This is a genomic window from Paenibacillus sp. FSL H7-0737 (assembly GCF_000758545.1).
Taxonomy (GTDB): domain Bacteria; phylum Bacillota; class Bacilli; order Paenibacillales; family Paenibacillaceae; genus Paenibacillus_AQ.
In genome coordinates this window covers 623128-639501 of the sequence record NZ_CP009279.1, presented here as the reverse complement: position 1 = coordinate 639501, position 16374 = coordinate 623128, and the positions used below count along the sequence as shown (strand labels likewise).

Annotated in this window: 13 protein-coding genes; 4 read left to right on the top strand and 9 right to left on the bottom strand. The window is 45.7% G+C overall.

Annotated features, from left to right (window positions below; translation table 11 throughout):
* Positions 1–97 precede the first annotated feature (97 nt).
* The 3 genes from H70737_RS02895 to H70737_RS02885 form a co-directional block, all read right to left on the bottom strand.
* Complete coding sequence (locus H70737_RS02895; protein WP_042184634.1) at positions 98–1606, bottom strand: MDR family MFS transporter; 1509 nt, start codon at positions 1604–1606, stop codon at positions 98–100.
* A 24-nt stretch (positions 1607–1630) separates the two neighbouring features.
* Positions 1631–2191, bottom strand: a complete 561-nt coding sequence (locus H70737_RS02890) for a GNAT family N-acetyltransferase (RefSeq protein ID WP_042184632.1) — start codon at positions 2189–2191, stop codon at positions 1631–1633.
* Between the two features lie 184 nt (positions 2192–2375).
* On the bottom strand, positions 2376–2657 hold the full coding sequence (locus tag H70737_RS02885) for a hypothetical protein (protein ID WP_042184631.1): 282 nt from the start codon (positions 2655–2657) through the stop codon (positions 2376–2378).
* Positions 2658–2884: 227 nt separating this feature from the next.
* Between H70737_RS02885 and H70737_RS02880 the strand changes: the two genes are divergently transcribed.
* Entirely contained in the window at positions 2885–3364 is a 480-nt protein-coding gene (locus tag H70737_RS02880) for a GAF domain-containing protein (RefSeq protein WP_042184630.1), read from the top strand.
* An 88-nt stretch (positions 3365–3452) separates the two neighbouring features.
* Here H70737_RS02880 and H70737_RS02875 read toward each other — a convergent pair whose 3' ends face one another.
* The 3 genes from H70737_RS02875 to H70737_RS02865 all read right to left on the bottom strand — a co-directional run bounded on the left by H70737_RS02875 (position 3453) and on the right by H70737_RS02865 (position 8372).
* Positions 3453–5885 (bottom strand): glycogen/starch/alpha-glucan phosphorylase, encoded by a 2433-nt coding sequence (locus H70737_RS02875; protein ID WP_042184628.1) that lies wholly within the window; start codon positions 5883–5885, stop codon positions 3453–3455.
* Between the two features lie 97 nt (positions 5886–5982).
* Positions 5983–7086: a glucose-1-phosphate adenylyltransferase subunit GlgD gene (gene glgD, locus H70737_RS02870; protein WP_042184625.1), complete on the bottom strand. Its 1104-nt coding sequence runs from the start codon at positions 7084–7086 to the stop codon at positions 5983–5985.
* A 122-nt stretch (positions 7087–7208) separates the two neighbouring features.
* On the bottom strand, positions 7209–8372 hold the full coding sequence (locus tag H70737_RS02865) for a glucose-1-phosphate adenylyltransferase (RefSeq protein WP_042184623.1): 1164 nt from the start codon (positions 8370–8372) through the stop codon (positions 7209–7211).
* Between the two features lie 463 nt (positions 8373–8835).
* Here H70737_RS02865 and H70737_RS02860 point away from each other — a divergent pair, with 463 nt between their 5' ends.
* The 3 genes from H70737_RS02860 to H70737_RS02850 all read left to right on the top strand — a co-directional run bounded on the left by H70737_RS02860 (position 8836) and on the right by H70737_RS02850 (position 11788).
* A complete protein-coding gene (locus H70737_RS02860) occupies positions 8836–9519 on the top strand; it encodes a response regulator transcription factor (RefSeq protein WP_042184622.1) in 684 nt (227 codons plus the stop codon).
* Positions 9516–11099, top strand: coding sequence for a sensor histidine kinase (locus H70737_RS02855; RefSeq protein WP_042184620.1), 1584 nt, complete (start codon positions 9516–9518; stop codon positions 11097–11099). The genes H70737_RS02860 and H70737_RS02855 overlap by 4 nt, the downstream gene beginning before the upstream one ends.
* Positions 11100–11221: 122 nt before the next feature.
* Positions 11222–11788 (top strand): FAD-dependent oxidoreductase, encoded by a 567-nt coding sequence (locus H70737_RS02850; protein ID WP_042184618.1) that lies wholly within the window; start codon positions 11222–11224, stop codon positions 11786–11788.
* 374 nt (positions 11789–12162) lie between these two features.
* Here H70737_RS02850 and galU read toward each other — a convergent pair whose 3' ends face one another.
* From galU to H70737_RS02830, 3 genes are all read right to left on the bottom strand, one after another.
* The gene (galU, locus tag H70737_RS02840; RefSeq protein WP_042184614.1) at positions 12163–13074 is read right to left on the bottom strand and encodes a UTP--glucose-1-phosphate uridylyltransferase GalU; all 912 of its coding nucleotides are present in this window, start codon (positions 13072–13074) and stop codon (positions 12163–12165) included.
* Between the two features lie 21 nt (positions 13075–13095).
* Positions 13096–14076: a glycosyltransferase family 2 protein gene (locus H70737_RS02835; protein ID WP_042184612.1), complete on the bottom strand. Its 981-nt coding sequence runs from the start codon at positions 14074–14076 to the stop codon at positions 13096–13098.
* Between the two features lie 78 nt (positions 14077–14154).
* A complete protein-coding gene (locus H70737_RS02830; RefSeq protein WP_042184610.1) occupies positions 14155–16308 on the bottom strand; it encodes an ArnT family glycosyltransferase in 2154 nt (717 codons plus the stop codon).
* Positions 16309–16374: the final 66 nt, after the last annotated feature.

The window sequence follows — 16374 nt, the reverse complement described above, 5'->3', positions numbered from 1 at the left end:
CTTTTTACTTCATATGTGTTAGACAAGCTGTTATTGCACGAAGAAGCCCGACCGGTAAATACCCGGTCGGGCTTCTTTATGTGATTTAGAAAATGAGTTATGCCTTTTTCAAAGACGACGTAGCATCCTCTACCGAAGGTACACCCTTGCGCAACCCCCAAGATATAACTAGTGACAAGACTGCGAAAACTGCCATCACAATAAATAGTGAATGAAGTCCCCCTTCTAGTGCACCACGTAAACTGTTTGATACTTCGCCGGAGAGATTAGTGCCTGTATGCGAGCCTAGCAGCTTATTAATATCATCACCTGTAACGTTTGAATCCGGTTGTTTTCGCAACAGCTGATCAATATTCAAGTTCAGCCAGGAACCGAAAATAGCCACCCCAATGGTCTGACCTAGGGACCTTGTAAATGCATTAAGTGCTGTGGACGCACCGCGTTGATCATACGCAACCGACGACTGAGCGATAATCGTGAAGACCGTAGAGGAGTATCCGAAGCCTACCCCACAGACCAGCATCAAGCATAAGAGGATTACCTGTGAAGACTCTCCAGTCAAGAAAACCAGACCAATAGCTCCGGCAGCAATCATCATCAATCCAAGCATTGCCGTTCGGCGAGAACCCGCTCGCAGAATCATTCGTCCGCCTGCGATTGACCCAAACATCCAGCCTACAGACATTGGCGCAAGCAGCAAGCCTGAGATCGCAGCGCTTTTTCCAGAAACGCCCTGAACCCATAAAGGGATATACGTAGAAAGTCCAATAATTAATGTGCTTACAAGCAGGTTGGCACCCGTTGATACTGCGATATTACGATTTGAGAATAGGTTCAGCGGAAGCATAGGCTCTGGTGCACGGCGCTCCACAAGCAAAAATAGGATTAACAGGATAACCGCTGCACCCAGTGTTGCGAGTAGTAAAGGAGAGGTCCATGCCAGGTTCTGCCCTCCCGTGGAGAGTCCAAAGAGTAGAGCACCCATACCTGCCGCGAACAGAAGGACGCCTGGCACATCGATCTGTGTCTTCCGACGCACCTTTTCTTCCTTCAGGTAGCGCGCAATAAATACCATTGCCAACACGCCAAATGGCAGATTGAATACAAATACCCAGCGCCAGCTTAAGTAATCTACCACATAGCCACCAAGCAGTGGCCCTACCAAAGAGGAAATCCCCCATACAGAGCTTAGCAACCCTTGTGTCTTTGCTCTTTCTTCAATGCTGTAAATATCACCGATAATGGTAAAGGTCATTGGAATAAGTGCACCCGCACCGATCCCCTGTATCGCGCGAAACAGGATCAGCTGTTCCATACTTTGAGATATGCCGCATAATAATGAGCCTAGTAAAAAAACAGCCGCTCCCCACATGAATACAGGCTTGCGTCCGAACAGATCACTGATTTTGCCGAAAATAGGTGTAGTAATAGCCATTGCCAGTAAATATGAAGTAAATATCCAGCTCAGCCACTGCATTCCCTGAAAGTCGCCTACAATCGCCGGTCCGGCTGGTCCTGTTACAGTTCCCTCAATAGCCGCCAGAAACGTGGCCAGCAGTACCCCTGTTAGTATTAGTTTACGTTCTAAATCCCCTGTTGACTTCAATGTTCCAAACCCTCTCTTTATGTATTAAGTGGATTGCCACTCCTCGCGCAGTAGAGCATGGAGAGCAGTATCCTGAAAGCCGGAAGCGATCTGCCTGTATTGACGCAATACGCCTTCCTTCTGAAATCCAAGCGTATGAACCAGCCTCTCCGCACGGATATTATCAGGATGACAGAGCGCTTCAATCCGATTCAAGCCCATAATATTGAAACCAAAATCGAGTACAAGCCCAAGCGCTTCTTTCATATATCCAAGCCCCCAAAAGGCAGGCGACAGATCACAGCCTATTTCACCACGGTAAGCTCCCTGAAGCTGCCAATGGTTATATCCACAGCTACCTATGACTTCCTCCCCAGGTCCAATAATACTCCAACGTAAGCTCTCCTCTTCCTGAGCCATCTGTGATAGAAGGTCGATAAGCTGCTTCGTCTCTTCTATAGAGGATAATGCCGGTGCACCCAGCCAGAGAGAAACTTCCGGATGTGACCAAACCTGAAATAACGCTGAAGCATGTTCAGTAGTCATAGCACATAATTTTAATCTTCTACCGATCAGTGTAGGTGTCACTCCATTGCATAGATACAATTCTCCGCTCCCCCTTCAACTTATCAATTATACATCATTCAAGAGTATATCCTTAAGCTAAAAGTTCTAATTTCTTTAACTTTGAAAAGAACAAATTGTATCCTCTCACGTAAAAAGCGCCTGCATCAGAAGGGTAATTCTCCCTTGATACAGACACTTTTATGGAACTTTGCTTTAAATGATTTCATTCTGCTCCCTGAATAACTTCACTACACAGCACCTGAAGTTTGGCTCGAATATCCTTGAACTCTTCAATACCCGTGCCAGTAACACTGTACCCTTCACTATGTGCAGTCAGAAAGTTGTCCAGCGTCAGCTTTTCCAATTCCTGTTTCACTTCGCGTTCTCCTACACGATACCCCATGTCTTCCAGTCCGAGCAGCATCTCCGAGATCGTCACATCTTTATCATGAGCACAATAAAGCATGTGAATTCCTATGAACAAGTTCTGTACATCAGCGCGCATATTCCACTCCTTCTGGCAACAAAGCCTTCGGTATTTACTCTTGCATTACCCTATGACAGTTCATTGGAAACATCATCACAAGGGTTCAGTGCTACAGAGGGATCATAGCCAATCCCAAAATATTACAAAACAATGTTGTGTCTTGACGTACCCCTCATAGCTGTACTATGTTGTTAGTTACAGTTATGGTTTCATATTGAATTTAAAGTACAGGAAGGTGATGCTTCATGTTTCAAGCTATGCCATATGATGGAACGCGCAGCGAGCAGTTTGAAGCCGTTCTAATCCAACTCGAAGCATTGATAAAGGACGAACCAAGTGCTACAGCCAATCTGGCTAATGCTTCGGCACTACTTAAACACGCTCTACCGGATACGAATTGGGCCGGTTTTTATTTATTTGACGGCAAGGAGCTAGTACTTGGACCTTTTCAAGGCCTCCCTGCATGCATTCGAATTCCGCTATCTCGCGGGGTGTGCGGAACGGCAGCCGCCGAGCGGCGCACACTTGTAGTAGGTGATGTGCATGCATTCCCAGGTCATATCGCCTGTGATGCAGCCTCCAACAGCGAGATTGTTGTTCCTTTAATAAAGGATGATCGCTTGCTTGGCGTACTTGATATCGACAGTCCGCTCAAGGATCGCTTTGATGATGAAGAACGCCGGTTTCTGGAGCGGTTCGCAGCTTTAGTATCGGAAGCTATCTAAAAATTTCTTCGTTTTATATCCCATAAGAAAAAAGGCTGTCTTATTTGTAGGGGTTACCTACTTATAAGACAGCCTTTTTATGTTGATCCTACAGTCGAACTGGACTAATGTTCCAAATCTCAGCTGCATAGCGACTAATTGTGTTATCGCTGGAGAATTTACCGGAATGACCAATATTAATAATGGACTTCTTCAGCCATTCTTGCCGGTTGCGATATGCCCGATCAATTTCGACGTGCGTCTCAACGTAACTAGCGAAATCCTTCAGGACAAAAAACTCATCGTTATTATCCAGAAGAGAGTGGAAAATGCTCTCAAACTCCGTAGCGTGACAACATATAGGTCCTGGTTTGATTAACTGATCCAGCACTTCTTTCACACGACTATCCCCGTTGTAAATATCACGCGCATGATAACCACCATGCTGGTAGTAATCCATGACCTGCTCAGCACGAAGTCCGAACAGGAACATATTGTTGTCTCCCACCATTTCATGCATTTCTACATTTGCGCCATCCATCGTCCCTACCGTCAATGCACCGTTCATCATAAACTTCATATTCCCGGTACCGGATGCTTCTTTGCTGGCTGTAGAAATCTGCTCACTGATGTCCGCTGCAGGAATGATCTTTTCTGCTAGGGATACCGAATAATTTTCAAGGAAAAAGATACGAATCTTCCCTTTAACATCCGGATCTTTATTGACTACCTCCGCAACTGTATTAATCAGTTTGATAATCCGCTTCGCCAGATGATAACTTGGCGCTGCCTTTGCTCCGAATATAAACGTGCGTGGAACCATATCCATCGAAGGATTATCTTTGATTTGATTGTACAAATGCAGAATATGCAAAATATTAAGCAACTGGCGCTTGTAGGCATGTAGACGTTTCACCTGTACATCAAAGATAGAGTCAGGATCGACATGTACTGAATGCTTATTGTAGATGTACTCTGCAAGACGAAGCTTATTCTGGCGCTTAATACTGGCTACTTGTTCCTGGAAGGAAGCATCCTCACAATATTTAATCAAGCCAATCATTTCTTGAGGATGGCTCACCCAACGGGTCCCTATCGATTGATTGATTAAATTAGCCAGATCTGGATTGGCATGCAGTAACCATCGCCGATGGGTAATTCCGTTCGTCTTATTATTGAAACGGTGTGGATACATTTCATTAAAAAGTCGCATCTCACGCTTCATTAATATTTCTGTATGCAGCGCCGCTACTCCATTGACACTATGGCTCGCTACAATCGCCAGATGAGCCATCCGAACTTGATCATCATGAATAATCGCCATCTGCGCAATTCGGTCCTGATCACCAGGATAACGACTCATAAGCTCACCACAGAAACGCGCATTGATCTCTTCAATGATAAGAAAAATACGTGGCAGTAGCTCCCTAACCATTTGAATAGGCCATTTCTCAAGCGCCTCGCTCAGAATAGTGTGATTAGTGTAAGAGACCATACGCGTGGTGATACTCCATGCCTCATCCCATCCTAAACCATGTACATCCATCAGAATCCTCATCAATTCAGGAATCACCAACGTTGGATGTGTATCATTAATATGAAGAGCAACCTTGTCTGGCAGCGATTCTATAGGAATCCCAAGCTTGGCATAGGTACGCAGAATACTTTGCAGCCCCGCGCTACAGAGGAAATACTGTTGCTTCAGGCGAAGCAGCTTACCTTCGTATTGAGAGTCATCTGGGTAAAGGAACTCCGAAATGGATTCTACAGAACGCTTATACTCCAGAAACTTATGATAGTCCGTCCCGGCAAAAGAACCAAAGGTTCTAGAGGGCTGGGTGATGGATTCTGCACTCCAGTTACGCAGTGTATTCACATGCCGGCGATCAGCACCAATGATAGGGACATCGTAAGGCACTGCTCGAACAGCCTCATATTGCGTATGATCAAATATGAGCCGTCCGTTCTCTTCGCGGGTCTCAATAGTCCCCCAGAACCTAACTTCAACCTGCTTGTCTTCGCGGCGCACTTCCCATACATTATCATTCTGCAGCCAGTAATCAGGAAGTTCCACTTGATACCCATCAACGATCTTCTGCTCGAACAGGCCATATTTATACCGTATACCACAGCCATGTCCCGCATATTGCAGGGAAGCGAGTGAGTCCAGGAAGCAGGCGGCCAAACGACCGAGACCTCCATTCCCTAACCCAGCGTCCGATTCCTCCTCCTCTATATCCTGCAAACAAAAGCCAAGGTCCGCTAAACCTTCACGTACTACTTCCAGTACACCCATATTCAATAGATTGTTCCCCAGAAGCCTACCGATCAAGAACTCCATTGAAAAATAGTAAACCTGCTTATCTTTATCGAGCTTATATTTCTGGTTCGTTTCCGCCCAATTTTTCCCGGCGTTCTCACGAATCATGTTGCCCAGTATTTTATAAACATCGGCATTCGAGGCTTCCTCAAGCGGTTTACCTAATTTACCAATGAGGGTCTCACGGAATACCTGTTTGAAAGATTCTTTATCGTTAAACAACAGTAGGTCCTCCTGACAAATGCTTTTATTAGAAGTGCAGCAGACTGTGCCATTAGATCAGATAGGTTAATACTGCTTTGTTCATCTAATCCAGTCGTTAGATCTTGCTGCTCTTGGCGATGACGAATGGACGTTTGCTATCTCCAACAAGAATTCGATTCTTACTCAAATGTACGTCTTTATCCATGATTACATTCTCAATGACCGCATTTTCTTCGATGACGCACTTTTGCATAATTACTGAGTTGATGATCTTCGCTCCCTTACGTACCTGAACCCCCCGAAAGATCACGCTATTCTCTACCGTTCCAGCTATAATGCAGCCATTAGCCACCAACGAATTACTGACATTAGCACTTTCCAAGTACCGGGTTGGAGCCTCGTATTTAATCTTCGTCTGTACCGGGCTTTCTTTGAACAAACTGAAGTAATTCTCCTGCTGGAGCAGTTCCAAACTGTTCTTATAATAACTCTCTAATGAATTAATTACGGCATGATAGCCATGATATTCGTATGCGGCGATATTAAATTTGTGTCGGTTCTTCTGAACTACATCTCGGAAAAAATAACTCTCTCCATGCGCAATGCAATGCTCCACCTGCTCCAAGAACAGTTTTTTCTCCATAATGAAGATATCCAGATATAAATTAGGATGGTCTTTCTCATGATGGATATTAGTCACCTTATTCTCTTCGTCTACTTCAATACGCTGGCATAGATCATGTTCTGGCTGCAGTTCTTCAATCTTTTTATACACTACTGTAACGTCGGCACCCTTCTCCAGATGATAACTGTACAAATCCTGAAGATCGATCGTATTGATATGCTGGCTGCCGGAAAACACGATATATTTAGCAGATCCCCGTTTAAAAAGATCCAGATTGTTATGATAATGCTGTAAGTCCCCGAGAGAAGTATCCGTTGGATCGTTCCAGTCTGGAGGCAAAATGAATAATCCCCCATGCTTGCGGTTCATATCCCACGATTTCCCGTCACCCAAATGGTCCATTAGAGAACGGTATTTACGGCGGACGAACAGGCCAACGCTCTCCAGGTCTGCACGCATCATATTAGAAAGCACGAAATCAATCAACCGATAACGACTGGCAAAAGGTACGGCTGCACCACAGCGGAAATAAGTGAGTTCATTTAGTTTGTCGAGTTCATGATCCAGATTAATTACACCCATGAGTTGCTTCATCGGAATCCACCGTCCTCTTATAATTTATAAGAAAGTATAAGTTTCACGATATACTTTATCCTTATAAATCTCGCATAAACGCTTACCGTCCCTAGAAGGACGCCGAAGGCGTTTTAGCTTGATTATATGGTTTTGGCCACAGCTGATTTTCGCTTCTTGCTTTTATTGTCGATCAGCAGAATTTCGTTCTCGTTCTCCCGTTCGATGCCTATTTCCATATAATCGTCGATTACCGTATTCTCACTAATAATCGCTTTATGAATGCGTACGTTCTTGCCAATCTTGACCTTAGGCATAATCACGGAGTCCGTAATTACACTTCCTTCACCCACTTCTACCCCATAAAAGAGAACCGAATGATTCACTTCTCCGTGCACTATGCAGCCTTCATTAATAATGCAGCCTGACACTTTCGCCCCAGGGGCAACATATTGGGCAGGTTGATTCGGATTACGTGTAAAAATGCGCCAGCTGGGATCATTTAGATTAAGTGGCGGAGTATCGCTCAGCAAATCCATATTTGCTTCCCATAAGCTAGTTACTGTACCTACATCTCTCCAGTATCCTTCAAAAGGGTACGCAAATAAGGAGTTTCCGTCCTCCAGCATCAAAGGAATGATATCCTTGCCGAAATCGTGGGATGATCCTACATTCTCCCCATCCTCTAGTAAATGCTTGCGGAGAACCTCCCATTTGAAGATATACACACCCATAGAAGCTAATGTGCTTTTTGGCTGAGCGGGCTTTTCCTCAAATTCGTAAATTTTTAGATCGTCCTCCGTATTCAAAATTCCAAATCGGCTTGCTTCCTCCAGCGGAACGTCAATGACAGAAATTGTGCAATCAGCGTTTCTTTCCTTGTGGTATTGAAGCATAGCGTGATAATCCATTTTATAAATGTGATCACCGGACAGAATAAGAACATGCTCTGGATCAAACTGATCCACAAACTTAAGATTCCGATAAATCGCATCGGCTGTTCCCCGATACCAGCTGCTTCCATTCTCACGTTCATGCGGTGGCAACACGAATACCCCACCGTTCTTACGGTTCAAATCCCAATCACTGCCTACTCCGATGTAAGAATGCAGTATGAGTGGCTCATATTGAGTCAGCACACCAACTGTATCAATACCTGAATTGGAGCAGTTACTTAAAGGGAAGTCGATGATCCGATAGGTCCCTCCAAAATAAACAGCGGGCTTGGCAAGCGATTTGGTTAAACCTTTCAATCTTTTGCCTTGGCCTCCAGCCAATAGCATGGCTACCATTTCCTTTTTCTTCATGGAAAAGCCTCCCTTGACTTATGGGTAATATGAAGTTCAGCAAGCACAGGTTGAATGAACAGAAGTTCCAAAAAGAAATGAATGAACAAGAAATACACTTGAAAGAAATGAGCCTTGATAGGAAGATGGACAAAGATGAGAAAAACGTGGAAGGAAATGTAACACGGTCGAATGATCTTTCCTAAAATGGGTAACTTTCACCAAAATCAGGAGATTATCCTTATTGTAAAGTGTTCTATATCCGCCGTCAAAACCCTTTATCACATTTTCGGAAATCCGAATTTTTTAACCTTGTTTGTTATTAAACACATTAATATTACTTATAACTAAATTAACCGCTTTGAATCATCATGAAATAAGAAAAGGCTCCTTTAATCGTAAAGCAAAGGGACTCATCTTCAGCAAACATTCAACCGAATATGTCATAATGTAGCTATCTAACACTGATTTGGAGGTACCTATGATGAAAGCAGCTCAAGGCGTTCGACTACTGCTCGTAGATGATGAGCCTCATATACTACAATTTCTAGAGTTGGGTCTCCTTAACGAAGGATTTGAAGTCAGAACCGCACCCGACGGAATCACAGCCATCTCGGTCGCTGCTGAGTTCAAGCCACATGTAGCCATCCTAGATGTCATGATGCCTGGCATGGATGGATTCGAGTTATGTCATTACCTTCGCTCGGAAGAGACGGAACTAGCCGTTATTATGCTAACTGCAAAGGATGAAGTGGACGATCGAGTCAAGGGTCTCACTATTGGTGCTGACGATTATATGGTCAAGCCCTTCAGCTTCGACGAATTGCTTGCCCGAATTCAAGCGCGGCTACGCAATCAGTTTCCAGGTCTGCTCGGCGAGGTACGCTGCGGTCCATTCCGAATTGATAGCCGTAGAAAAGAAATTCGCTTCAAGGAAGAAGTCCTTGAACTCTCACCCACGGAATACGAGTTATTACAGTATCTCGTTATTAATCAGGGCCTTGTACTAAGTAAACCCATGATTCTTGATAAAGTGTGGGGCTATGACTTTGGTGGTGAGGAAAATATCGTTGAGGTCTATATCCGTTCGCTTCGCGAGAAGCTCGGGGATAAGGAGCACCGTATTATCCGTACCCTGCGGGGAGCAGGCTACCGGGTAGATCTATGAGTACGCGCTTCTCTACATGGTTTCGTAAGCTGCCCGCACCACGTTCTCTACGCAAACAGCTGCTAGCCATTTCGCTGCTCATTCTATCAGGATTGCTTCTTCTAATCGGAGTATTACAATATATACTCATGCGGGATTTCATATATAGCAATAGAGCAGAGTCTATGGAAGCGCAAATACGTTCAGTTCCCCGTGAGATGTTTTTCAACTTTTTCAATTCCTATGACGAGGACACCACAACTCCGAATGAGGGAAACACCGAGTATAACGGCAATTTGCCGGGGGAAAGAAACGGCGAGAATAAAATCCCAAATGGTCAAAGAACCGGTGAGAATAGGCGTCCACTCCTGCTGGATGCCCATACAACCCTCGCTATTTATAGCTCAGATGGCACCTTCAGGGACTTACAGCAAATGACTTTATCTGATTCAGCCGCGCCTAGATTAACGAATGAGCAATACAATAATCTGCTCATTCATACCACGGATAGAGCAACAGGAAATTACAAGCTCATAGAGGCCGATGACGGCACTGAACATCTGGCTATATTCGTGAATCTCTATAGACCTGGAAATACTCGATTGCTTCTCCAAATGAGCGTGAATACCGGACCTCTTACGGATGTAATCTTACAGCAATTGATGATCTACGCAGGTTTGTCAGTGATTGCTTTATTGGCTGGCTTCTTCCTATACTTGCCTGCCCTTCGAAAGACGCTGGTCCCTCTTTCAAATATGGGAGAGTCCGCCGAGATCATTGATGCCGGTAATCTGGATATCCGATTTCCAATTAACCAAGGCCAGACTGAGATCGACAAGCTGGCCCATTCATTCAATGGTATGCTCGAGCGTCTCGAAATATCCTTTCATAATGAACGGGAAGCCAAGGAACAGATGCGCCGCTTCGCTGCCGATGCTTCTCACGAGCTGCGAACGCCGCTGACCTCAATCCACGGTTTTTTGGAGGTCTTACTGCGTGGCGCTGCGGACAACAAAGAACAGTTATACAATTCATTGCGAAGCATGCATGGCGAATCGAAACGGATCAATAAGCTGGTGGAGGATTTGCTGCTGCTCGCTCGGATGGACGGCGCCCCTCAACTGCGGATGACGGATCTGTTGCTCGGTGAGGTCATTTCCGAAATGAAGCCGCATCTGCTCTTGTTAGCGGATCAGCGCAAAGTTACTTTTGATATCTCGTATGGCATCCATGGTAAATATGAACCCAATAAAATCAAACAGGTAATTCTGAATCTGTTCCACAATGCAGTTCAGCATACGGATACAGAATCTGGCACCATTCATCTCTCTTTACATGCTAGAGGAAATGAGGCCATTTTAACGGTGCAAGACAACGGCTGCGGGATTTCTCCAGAGCATATCCCACATATCTTTGATCGCTTCTACCGCAGCGATTCCTCTCGCACACGAAAATATGGTGGATCTGGAATCGGCCTTTCTATTACCAAGTCTATCGTGGAGGCACATCACGGCAAGATTAGTGTAAGCAGCACTCTCGGTGAGGGAACAACGTTTAGGGTTACCCTTCCTTGCGAGGAAGGATTAGCCAAGAGAGAGTAACAACCGTTATAATAGATGATAGACTTAAGCCTATGTCTATGATGCCAGTTTTGCTTCACAAAACTTAAGCCTATGCTTTCGATGCGAGTTTTGCTTCACAAAACTTTGAGGAGGTCAAAAAAATGTACGAAATCGCCGTAATTGGAGCCGGTCCTGCCGGTGCAAGCGCAGCCCTGTTCGCCGCCAAGGCGGGCAAAAAAACGCTGCTGATCGACAATGATAAAGGCATGACCCGTAGAGGATGGTTTGAGAACTTTTATGGAATTTCCGAAGTAGGCGGTCCTGATCTCGTAGAAACCGGACATAAGCAAGCCGTCAAATTCGGCGCTGAGCTAGTAGCAGAACAAGCTATTAACCTCACTTCCAGCGGCAATGGATTTGTCATTGAGACCGAAGACGGAATCATTTATGAAGCCAAACATGTTATTCTTGCAACAGGCGCCCTTACTGATCTAGCCGCCAAAGCAGGGGTGGAAACTAAGGATGGTACAGAGCCAAGAATCAAAACAGTTGTCGCTGTTAATCCAGAAGGCAAAACAAATATTGAAGGCATTTGGGCTGCAGGTACCGTTGCCGGAGTAAGTGTACATGCCATTATTACGGCAGGCGATGGCGCGAAGGTAGCCATTAATGTGATTAGCGAGTTAAATGGTGCGCGTTACGTGGATCATGATGTACTAAAGGCTTAATAAATGACTGAAAATATAGATCCGGAGACGATTCTTAGGAATCTGTCCTCCGGATTTTTTATATCGCAAAAAATAACTGCACTTGGTGCAGCTATTTCATACTTCATCCCCTCTATGACTCTTTTAAGTGTAGTTGATGCAACTAAAAATAGATGGAAAGAGTATTTCCATTGGATTATGAAGAAATAAGTGTATCAAGTGCAACTAGGTCGATACATAGCAGTCTGATGCGCTTTTTAATTGTATAAAGTACACTTATTTGTTCATCCCCAACTGCCCTGTAAACGCCCCACGCGCAAAAAAACTGCCCCAAACATCATCCCACCGCCGCCGAAGACGATGTTAGGATCGTTTGAAACAGTCTCCTTCAATCACTAGCGTGTACCCCAAGGTAACGCCCCCACTTCTTCACTTTCCTTCTGACTAGCAGCCAGCTTTTGCAAATATGGAACCAGTAATGGACGCAACTCCTCCCGCATCAATCCGACCTCCAGCGTAGCCTGAATGTAGCCGAATTTATCACCAATGTCATAACGTTTGCCGATCAAATCTAGCGCAAGCAGACCTTCATTACGGCATACCTCATGCAATGCATCAGTCAGTTGATATTCACCACCTGCTCCCCGTTCAAGGTTAGCCAGCACTGAAAATATCGAAGACTCCAAAATGTAACGCCCCATAATCGCATGCTCTGAAGGTGCCGTATCCGGGGAGGGCTTCTCCACCAAACCTTTAACTTCATGGACGCCTTGTAGAGAACCGCTTGATGAAATAATTCCGTATTTATGAACCTCCTGCCGTGGTACCGGCTGAACACCGACGATGGTCTTCTCCTTTTGTTCATACAATCGCATCATTTGCAGCAGCGCCGGGTCCTCCGAGACCATGATATCGTCACCGAGCAGAACAGCGAAGGGCTCATCGCCAACGAATTGTTCCGCACAAAGGATGGCGTGACCTAGTCCTAGCGGCTCTTTTTGCCTAATGTAATGAATGCTGGCCAGTTCGCTAATCGCTTGGACTTCACGAAGCAGCTCCTCTTTTCCTTTTTCCAAAAGCGTCTGTTCCAGTTCCACTGATTTATCGAAATGATCTTCAATCGACTTCTTGTTGCGACCCGTCACGATAATGATGCTTTCAATGCCGGATCGAACAGCTTCTTCTACGATATATTGAATCGCCGGCTTATCCACAATGGGCAGCATTTCCTTGGGCTGAGCCTTAGTTGCAGGCAGGAAACGAGTGCCTAAACCCGCGGCGGGAATAACCGCTTTTCTAATCTTCACAACGAATCCCTCCCCTTACATTTATTGACGATGTAGAACTTGCTGCTCACGAACATCCTGCTGTTTCTTACCTTCATAGAACTCTTGAACAATATAGAGCGGACGTCCCTTGGTCTCATCATAAATCCGACCGACATACTCACCCAGAATCCCTAACATAATGAGCACAAAGCCATTAAAGGTCAGTGTGATTCCGATCATCGATGCCCAGCCCTTAACGACTGAATCCGTAAAAATCACCAGATATAGCACATACATCAGATATAGAAAGCCGGAGGCCGACAGCAGTGCGCCAAGGTATCCTGCCAGCTTCAGCGGCTTATAAGAGAAGGAAGTAATTCCATCCAGAGAGAGCTTGATCATCCGTTTCAGCGGATATTTAGTTTCTCCAGCCAGACGTTCATCGCGTTCATATTCAATGGCTTTTTGCCGAAAACCGACCCAGCTGACTAGCCCGCGTACGAACCGATTTTTCTCCGGCAGGCGTTTGAGCTCCTCACAGACTTTACGATCGATGAGGCGAAAATCTCCTGTATCGACAGGGATAGATATATCGGTTGAATAACGAAGTACTCTATAAAAGAGACTGGCCGTCCACTTTTTGAATAAGGATTCTCCGTTTCGCTTTATCCTTTTGGCATATACAACTTCATACCCCTGCTTCCATTCCGCAATCATGTCCAGAATCAGTTCTGGCGGATCTTGCAAATCGGCATCAATAATGACAACTGCATCCCCTAGGGCGTAATCCATTCCGGCAGTAATAGCGATCTGATGTCCAAAGTTACGAGACAAGTCGATCAGCTTCACACTTTCATCCCAGTAGCTATATTCCTCAATCATCTGGGCGCAATTATCTGTGCTGCCGTCATTCACAAAGATCAGCTCATACACTTCATTAGTTAAACCCATTACTTTTTTGATACGTCGATACGTCTCTTGAATGACCGCCTCTTCGTTAAACATCGGTATAATAATGGAATAGCGCACGTTGGTACTCATGAGCAGCTCCTCCTTAAATTTGAATAATGAAGCGTGCCTGATCTATCTCATAACACGCCTCATAGGATTAACATTCGCCTAGTTTACAGTAACTTTGTATAATGTCCCGCTGTTTCCTCCATCGCTTCCTGCCCAATCGGCTGCTGGAACTTCTGTACCATTCTCTGTGATCCAAGTCGTTAACTCGGAGCTTCCCCCGCGTCCACCACCCATACCACCGCTATTGATCAGGAAGTACTTCACCTTTCCACTCTCTACAAACGCCTTTAGGGTATCTGGGGTATACACGGTGTCTGAGTTAGAAAATCCGTTCAAAATAACTACCGATGTACCCTTGTCAACGATATAAGGAGCTGCTGTGCCATAATCCAATGTAGCGAAAAGATAGGGCTCCCCAGTATTGTTCTCCTCCAAATAGGACAACAGACTCTCATTCGCACTTGCGGCGCTATTACGTCCAAAATTGCTTGGACTGCCTCCCATTCCCCCTCTACCCTCACTACTAGTCGGGCCCGCCTCAGGGGTTTGACTGTTCAAGCCATAAGTAATGGGGGTAGCTGCCCAGTAAAGCGGCCCAATTAACAATACTAATACGGCTGCAATGCCTGTCGTATATATAAAGGATTTCTTCTTGCCTTTAAGAACTACCAGTACCAGCGAAACCACAATGCCTGCAACTAAAATCCCAATGGACCAGCCACTGCCGATCGTATCGTTATAAGGATGAACAATGTACCACTGGAAACCTGCTGTAACCAGCGTTGCGGCTGGCAATAACCAAGACAGCCAACCAGAGTGCTCGCGATATAGCGTCCACAGCTTTGACCATCCTGCACCGACTAACGCTGCAACTGGCGGAGCCATCATCACCAGATAATATTGATGGAAGAACCCTGCGATACTGAAGAACCCCATAACGGGCACCAGCCACGCTAACCAGAAGAGAGCTTCTTTATGAGCCTGAGTAAAGTTCTTTCTCCGCAGATTGGCGAATAATCCAATGATGCCTAGCAATACAAAAGGCAGCATCCAGCTAGCTTGACCTGACAGTTCTGATTGGAACAGGCGCAGTGGGCCTGCTGTTCCTGTATTGAACATTCCGCCTCCGCTTCCACCGCCATTCATGCCGCCGCGATTTCCTCGCCCGCCGTCGTCGCCACCAAATTGCCGGCCTTGACTGTCTGTTCCACTAGGAGGCTGACCTGGTGCACCTCCATCATCGTCACCAGTCTGGCTATTTGAGGTCGAATTTGTGCCTTGCCGGCCCGAAAATGCTGCACGTCCACCATCAGTGCCACTATTACTGCCTGACCCATTCATAGCTGGCATCTCGCCGTTCATGTTTGGCATCTCACCATTCATCGCGGGCATTTCACCGTTCATGTTTGGCATCTCACCGCCATTCATTCCTGGCATTCCACCGCCACCACCACCTGCCCCACGATCCCCCGTTAATCGGGCAACGCCATTGTACCCAAAAGCAAGATTCAGCACTGAATTGGTACCACTGCTGCCGATATAAGGCCGTTTGCTGGCGGGAATCGAATCCACGATCACTGCCCAGGATAAGGAGACTACAAGCAATATTGCTGTGGAGGCTGCCAATACTCCCGTCTTCCGCTTCCAGTTCACTTTGGCAGCTAAGACATAAAAGAAATAAAAAGCCGGCAGAACCATGTACGCCTGCAGCATCTTCTCGTTAAACCCAACACCGATTAACGCAAATGCGGTAAGAAGGCTACCCATCTTGTTGCTCTTCGTCCCTTTAAATAAAAACCATGCCGCGAGCAGAAGGGTGAATACAAGCAGTGCATCAATATTGTTCGTCCGGCTGACTGCCGCTGCTACCGGAGTAGTCGCCATGACTAGAGCTGCTATACGTGCTGCCGCTCTGCCAAAGGTAGGCTTCACCAGCAGGTATACAAGTAACACGGAGCCCACGCCGCCGAGTGCCTGTGGCAAAATCACACTCCAACCATGCAGCCCGAAGATAAGTGCGCTAAGTGTCTGAATCCAAAAGGTAACTGGTGGTTTATCCACCGTTACTGAACCCGCGGAATCCAATGAAGCGAAGAAGAAATTATGAAAGTTCTGCAGCATACTTCCCACCGCGGTGGTGTAGTATGTATTCACATAGTGGTCGTTCCAAACTCCATAACCATACAAAAAAGCGGCAAGTAATAAAATGAGCCAAAGTATAAGATCCGAGCTTATTTTTTTGAACCTACTCATCTCCATCCACTCCTATCCTTTGATCGTCTATAATTCCGGCAGTTCTGTGCCCCCGGTTCAAACTTT